Raw genomic sequence first — 6537 nt, forward strand, 5'->3', positions numbered from 1 at the left:
TGGATTTACAGGTCTGCTTTTGCGGCGGCTAAGTCAGGACTGGCTTCATTGACAAAGACACTTGCGCTGGAAGAGGCAGAAAACGGGATCACCGCCAATATGGTCTGCCCTGGTGACATCACAGGTGAATGGAAAGAAAGAACAATCAGCGAATCCTTGAATTCCCTGGATTCTTCTGTACCAGTAGGCAGACCGGGAACCGGGGAAGATATATCACGGGTGATAAGCTTTCTTTCAAATGAAGATTCCAGTTTTATTACTGGAAGTATCATTCCAATAACAGGCGGGAAAGATGTGCTAGGAAAAGCTTTGCGTGAAAACCTTTAGGAGAGACCATTAAAAACGCCAACCATGGCGTTTTTATTTTGATACATTATCGGGTTATGGATGACCGTTTTTGAAAAAAACCTAATTGAATAACGTGAACCAGGTTGGGAAAACTAATAACAATTAGCAGTCAAATCGAATTGAATTATCTAATAATTAATAGTATTTAGTTTAATTCTGCGAGGTGATGAAAATGGGAATAGGGTTTAACATGAATAGGATCAATCCAAATCAGACGCAAGTTTTCTTTGAGGATGGAAGGTATGAAACATTGACAGATGCCGAACTTGAAGCATTCCTGTCAGAGGCTTCCTTATCGGAACGGGAAGAAACAAATGGGCAGGATCTGCTTAATTAGAAAACGCCCTGTCTTTCAGGGCGTTTTGTATATTGTATATTGGTGAATTATGCCTCCAATAATTGGGCTGCTTCTTCTTCTTGGACACCAGACCTTTTTAGATACAGTGTATATTGATCCTTAGGAATTTCATACAGGTCGTAAATCTCTCCATTAGCATTTAACTGCTCATATATGTGCTTACGGGTTTCGTTTGCCTTTACCACATAAGGCAGCTTTTCTGCTGCTTTGATAGAGCGGATATTAACTTTCCTGATACGCATGAAAATGGTCTCAATCCCAATATCATAAAATAATTCCTGGAAGAAAGCATCCTTAGCCAAGGTGTTGTATCCTTTGCCATGGTAAGGTTTTCCCAGCCAGGTGCCTAAAAAACCGGCTCCTTCCTGGATATCAAATAGATTGATTGTGCCAATTGGAGCTCCCCACTCGTCAAGTATGGTACGGGAGATTAATTCTCCTTGTTCTTCCGCTTCAATCGTTTGCTTTGTTATAAATACGAATTCTTCATATGAATGTGCCTTTTGGCGCACAAAAGGGAAGACCTCCGGATGCGCCATCAGCTCAAATAATTCATGGCAATCATGTAGATCGCGTTTTTTGAGCATATTGTATCCCTCCACGCAGGGCAGTCCTATCCCGTGCGAATGTAACTACACGGCCACCCTCGAAATTTTTTGTAAGTTGCTAAAAAATTTCGGGGTGGGAATCGAACCCACTAGAACCAGGATACTGGTGGCGCACCATTTGCCTTCCCTAATCACTTTGCTTTATGAAATTATATTTCCAAAGAGTATAATACAGGATATTTTAAAAAAAGAAAATAGGTTTTTCACCCTTTTTTTCTGTGTTTTTTTGCCAGGAATCAACAGCGATTTTCGACTAAATCTGATAAACGACTTTGCCATTGATCATTGTCCAAATTGGCTTTGCGCTGAAATGGAATGGATGCTGATTCCAAAGGACCAAATCAGCGTCTTTCCCAGGCTCGATACTGCCCACACGGTCATCAACCCGCAGGTTCCTTGCTGGCAGAATCGTGATTCCTTCGAGTGCTTTTTGTTCAGATAATCCTTCCCTCACTGCGATTGCCGCACAAAGGTTTAAGTACTGGATTGGGGTGTATGGATGATCAGTCGTGACAGATACCTCTACACCATGATCAGTCAGTTCCTGATAAGTTTTCCAGCTCTTATTCTTAAGTTCCACTTTCGAACGGCGGGTGAGTGTTGGACCTACTGAAACTTTCAAATTCAGGCCGGCCAGCTCTTCTGCAATCAAATGACCTTCAGTACAATGCTCGATCCGTAAATCCAGATTGAATTCCTCAGCAAATCTGATTGCAGACATGATATCATCTGCTCTATGGGCATGGATTCTAACTGGTATTTCCCGGTTCAACGCTTTAATGATCGGTTTAACTCTTAGGGATTCATGATTTTCAGCATTCATCGCCTCGTAAAAAGCTTCCCTTAGCATCCCCATGATCCCCATACGTGTGATGGAATCTTTATTCCCCATACTGTGAATTCGTTTCGGGTTTTCACCTAGTGCAATTTTAAGTCCAGCTGTTTCTTGGATGATCATATTCTTAACGTTTTTTCCAGCCGTTTTAATGACCGACGTCGTTCCGCCGATTACATTCGCACTTCCAGGCATAACATGTGCTGTGGTAATCCCATATTTAAGTGCATCGCCGAAGGCAGGGTCGAGCGGGTAGACCCCGTCAATCGCCCGTACGTGAGGACTCATCGGCTCAATCGTTTCGTTGGCATCATTTCCGGCCCATCCTGTACCTTCATCATAAAGGCCGAGGTGAGTATGGACATCGATGAAGCCTGGAAGCAAAAAGTTGTTTTTACAATCAATAATCTCGTACCCAGGTTCAATCGTAATTTCAGAGTCAATTTTTATTATTTTTCCTTCTTTTATGAGAACATCACAATTTGGCCTTGGCTCAGAGGTGATTGGCATTACTTTTGCGTTCTTAAGTAGTATCCTGTTCATTTTCCATCCTATCCTGTCCTTATTTTCTTGCGCATTGGCGAGAATCGTTGGGTCAAGTAAAATTTGCTTTCTCCTATAAGGAAAACCCTTAATTTTCATTATAATGAAAAAGTTCATTTATAATGAAACTTTTTTACTGCTTTTTCGTAAAGTTAAATATAAGAATATTGGAGGAAAAAAACAATGCCGAAAAATGATGAAAGACTTATTGCAGCAGGCATTTATATTATTAGCTTTTTTACTGCTTTTCTTGGACCGCTGATTATCTGGCTCGTTAAAAAGGATGATTCAAGCTATATTGATTACCATGGAAGGGAATATATAAACTTTTTTATTTCTTATACTGTATATGGAATTGTCAGCGGTATTCTTGTCATCTTGTTGATTGGAATCTTTATGTTGTGGGTCATCGGGATATTAGCCATGATATTCACCATTGTAGGTGCGATAAAAGCATATGAAGGTCAGGAATATCGAATTCCATTCATTTTCAGGCTCCTGTAACAAATAAGATTTTAATACATTATCCGGCATATTTTATGCCGGATATTTTTTATGCCTTTTTCACTCGGTTGCTTCTTGCTTGTAATTAGAATTGACTTTGTAGCAAAGTTTTATAAAAAATCAGCTCTTAAAATAAAATTCTTTGAACGAATTTTTGCTTCAGCCGTCTTATGGATGTAAAACAAATAAGGAGGTTATCAAAATGGAATTATTCGCTGATATCAATTGGGCTTTAATTGCACCTATATTGTTCATTCAAGTTATTTTATTAGTTGTTGCGGTGATTGATTTAATAAAGATCGAAAAAACAAATGGTCCTAAATGGGTTTGGGCAATCGTTATATTGGTTGTCAACATTATTGGGCCTATCCTGTATTTCGTGATCGGAAGGAGAAATTAATAATGCCCTTAGTCACAGTAGAAAATTTGGAAAAGAGTTTTAAGGACTTGCGAGTGATTAAAGGGTTAAACTTCGAGTTGGAAAATGGTAAATGTGTAGCTTTGATTGGAGCCAATGGCGCAGGTAAAACAACTACACTGAAAATGCTCTCTGGGCTGCTCGAACCAACGGAAGGTAATATCTCTTTCTCGGGGGAAAAGCAGGGAGGTGACCATCGTCGGTTGATTGGTTATCTCCCGCAGCATCCTGTATTTCATGATTGGATGACAGCAAGGGAATTTCTCGAGTATGTTGGAAAGCTATCAGGGTTGCCTGCAAAGGAGTCAAAGGAACGGTCAGCTGAGCTGCTGGAACTTGTGGGTATCGCGGATGCAAAAAACAGGAGAATCGGCAAGTTTTCCGGGGGGATGAAGCAGCGCCTCGGGATTGCCCAGGCGATTATCCACAGACCTAAACTCATCATGCTGGATGAGCCAGTTTCTGCTTTGGACCCTTTTGGAAGACGAGAAGTTCTTGAACTGCTGGAAAAGCTCAAGAAGGAAGCGACTGTATTATTCTCTACTCATATCCTTAATGATGCCGAAGAAGTGTGTGAAAGTATTTTGTTTCTTCACAATGGAGAAATTATTGAGTCGGGAACAATGGATGAATTCAGGGAGAAATATCACCAGTCAAAAATCGATCTGGTTTTTAGCCAAGAAGCCTCCAGCTTTTTAAAAACTCTTTCAGAACAACCACAAATCGATTCCATCCAAATTGAAGGCAATAAAGCAAGTATTTTTACTGAAAATCTTGAAGCAGTTAAAGAGGTTATTCTGACCTTGGCAGCCAGGGAGAACTGGCCGCTAAATAAATATGAAATCGGTTCAATCAGTCTTGAAGATGTTTTCATGAAGGTGGTGCAAAAATGAAGCAATGGTTCACTCTACTAAACAAAGAATTCCTGGAGATGGCAAGGAACTACAAATGGATTTGGATGCCGATCGCCTTTATTTTGCTTGGGGTGATGGATCCTCTGACCACCTACTATTTACCGGAGATCCTTAATTCTGTGGGCGGCCTTCCGGAAGGGGCAGTATTTGAAATGCCCGAACCTTCAGCTCAGGAAGTTTTTATCATGAGTTTGGGACAGTATCAGATGATTGGAATATTGATCATCGCCCTCTCCATGATGGGAACGGTTGCCGGGGAGAGAAAGAGCGGTGTCGCACAGCTGATCCTCGTAAAACCAGTTTCCTATTTCTCTTATATCACTTCCAAATGGGCAGCTGCACTTATATTAATCGTCGTTTCATTGTTCCTTGGAATGCTGGCAAGCTGGTATTATACTGGCGTTCTGTTTGAGTTTATTCCATTTGGGGCTTTCATGGAATCGTTCGGTCTATATTCATTATGGCTCATATTGGTATTGTCCTTCGTAATCCTTTGCAGTGCAATGTTCATGCAGCCAGTCGCAGCCGGTATGGTAGCACTAGTTACTGTCTTTATTTCTACGATTATAGGAGGTTCCTTCCAGCACCTCCTCGAATGGAGTCCGACACAGCTTGTTTCCTATGTTTCTGTAAGGTTGATTACCGAAAAGTGGCCAGAGCATGTTTGGCCAACGACAGGTGTTACTTTATCAATGACAATTTTATTTGTTGTATTGGCAATATATATTTTTAAAAGAAAAGAACTTGCAGATTGAGATCTGGTCAATGACCGGGTCTTATTTTTTTGCTAGGAAGGAAGAACTGTTTTTACTATGGTTTTGTCGAAATACTTAGATAATTAAAGTGTCAAAATGGTTCTTTTAACATATTTCAACAGGATATTATTTCAAAGGCAAACTTACGAATAATAAATTATACCTAATTTTCTGGATAAATACTGGATTTAGATGTCGAATTCATTATATTGCTAAAGTGTGATTTTTAAATATAATGAAAATTAAGAAAAAAAGGAGGGGTAATATGTCGACAAGAAAAAAACTTTATGCAGGAACACTCGCTGTCCTTTTGGGTGCCGCTACAATTTTTAATTCAGGCGTTACAAAAGGGGAAGCAGAAACAAATACAGAAAATACATACCTGGTCATTTTTAAAGACCAGCAGGGACTTCCAGCAGGTTATGCTGATGCGATCAAAAAAGCCGGTGGCCAGGTGGAAGATAAATTGGACAAGCTTGGAGCTGTAGAGGTTACTTCTAAAAATGCTAACTTCTTGAATGAAGTGAAGAAGTCATCTATTGTTTTAGAAGCTGGTGTTGAAAATACTGTTTATCCTGAACAAACGATTGATGGAGAGACAGTGGCTGTTGATGACCTTGCTGATGGAGCTGATATTTACAATAATTTTATGTGGGATATTAAACAGGTAACCAACGATGGTGAATCCTGGAATCTGCCAGGAGGAACTGGTTTGTCTGTAGATGGCGAGGATATTGTGGTCGGTGTTATTGATACAGGCATTGACTACAATCATCCTGATTTAAAAGAAAATTACGTTGGCGGTAAGTCATTCGTACCTGGTTATGATGATCCGATTGACCAGAACAGCCACGGTACACACGTTGCTGGTTCAATTGCAGCAAACGGAAGAGCTCTTGGAGTTGGCCCAGATCTGAAAGTGGCGTCTTACAGAGTATTCGGTCCATCTGGCGGTGCAGCAACTTCCCATATTGCTGAGGCTCTAATGACAGCTGCAGACGATAATGTTGACGTAGTAAACATGTCTCTTGGTGGATACGACTGGTTCCAGGATCCTGAATATGCCACGAAGGACATTGTAGCAGATGTTCAATTATTCAATCGTGCAATCCAGTACGCTATCCAGAAAGGTGTAACGGTTGTTGGTTCTGCTGGAAACAACGCGGTGGATCTTAGCAGCCCTGGGAAATTGTCAGGCGATGACACAGGTTCAACACACAGAAGTCCTAGCAGCCAGACAATGATCAGAGTATC

9 protein-coding genes are annotated in these 6537 nt (G+C 40.7%); 7 read left to right on the forward strand and 2 right to left on the reverse strand.

Annotated features, from left to right (window positions below):
• On the forward strand, positions 1-327 hold a 327-nt coding region (locus tag ACH0QE_RS12425; RefSeq protein WP_415800962.1), incomplete at its 5' end, for an SDR family oxidoreductase.
• Between the two features lie 193 nt (positions 328-520).
• Complete coding sequence (locus tag ACH0QE_RS12430; RefSeq protein ID WP_023627716.1) at positions 521-685, forward strand: hypothetical protein; 165 nt, start codon at positions 521-523, stop codon at positions 683-685.
• 47 nt (positions 686-732) lie between these two features.
• Here ACH0QE_RS12430 and ACH0QE_RS12435 read toward each other — a convergent pair whose 3' ends face one another.
• A complete protein-coding gene (locus ACH0QE_RS12435; protein WP_415800963.1) occupies positions 733-1293 on the reverse strand; it encodes a GNAT family N-acetyltransferase in 561 nt (186 codons plus the stop codon).
• Between the two features lie 274 nt (positions 1294-1567).
• Positions 1568-2692, reverse strand: a complete 1125-nt coding sequence (locus ACH0QE_RS12440; RefSeq protein ID WP_415800964.1) for an amidohydrolase — start codon at positions 2690-2692, stop codon at positions 1568-1570.
• A 183-nt stretch (positions 2693-2875) separates the two neighbouring features.
• On the opposite strand from ACH0QE_RS12440, the gene ACH0QE_RS12445 reads away from it, so the two are divergent.
• The 5 genes from ACH0QE_RS12445 to ACH0QE_RS12465 form a co-directional block, all read left to right on the forward strand.
• On the forward strand, positions 2876-3196 hold the full coding sequence (locus ACH0QE_RS12445) for a DUF4870 domain-containing protein (RefSeq protein ID WP_415800965.1): 321 nt from the start codon (positions 2876-2878) through the stop codon (positions 3194-3196).
• 202 nt (positions 3197-3398) lie between these two features.
• Positions 3399-3596: a PLD nuclease N-terminal domain-containing protein gene (locus ACH0QE_RS12450; RefSeq protein WP_415800966.1), complete on the forward strand. Its 198-nt coding sequence runs from the start codon at positions 3399-3401 to the stop codon at positions 3594-3596.
• A gap of 2 nt (positions 3597-3598) precedes the next feature.
• A complete protein-coding gene (locus ACH0QE_RS12455; protein WP_415800967.1) occupies positions 3599-4507 on the forward strand; it encodes an ABC transporter ATP-binding protein in 909 nt (302 codons plus the stop codon).
• Positions 4504-5283 (forward strand): ABC transporter permease, encoded by a 780-nt coding sequence (locus ACH0QE_RS12460; RefSeq protein ID WP_415800968.1) that lies wholly within the window; start codon positions 4504-4506, stop codon positions 5281-5283. Before ACH0QE_RS12455 ends, ACH0QE_RS12460 begins: the two co-directional genes overlap by 4 nt.
• Positions 5284-5548: 265 nt before the next feature.
• The coding region (locus tag ACH0QE_RS12465) for a S8 family serine peptidase (RefSeq protein WP_415800969.1) at positions 5549-6537 on the forward strand (989 nt) is incomplete at its 3' end.

The sequence above is a fragment of the Mesobacillus sp. genome (assembly GCF_047739415.1).
Classification (GTDB): Bacteria; Bacillota; Bacilli; order Bacillales; family Cytobacillaceae; genus Mesobacillus.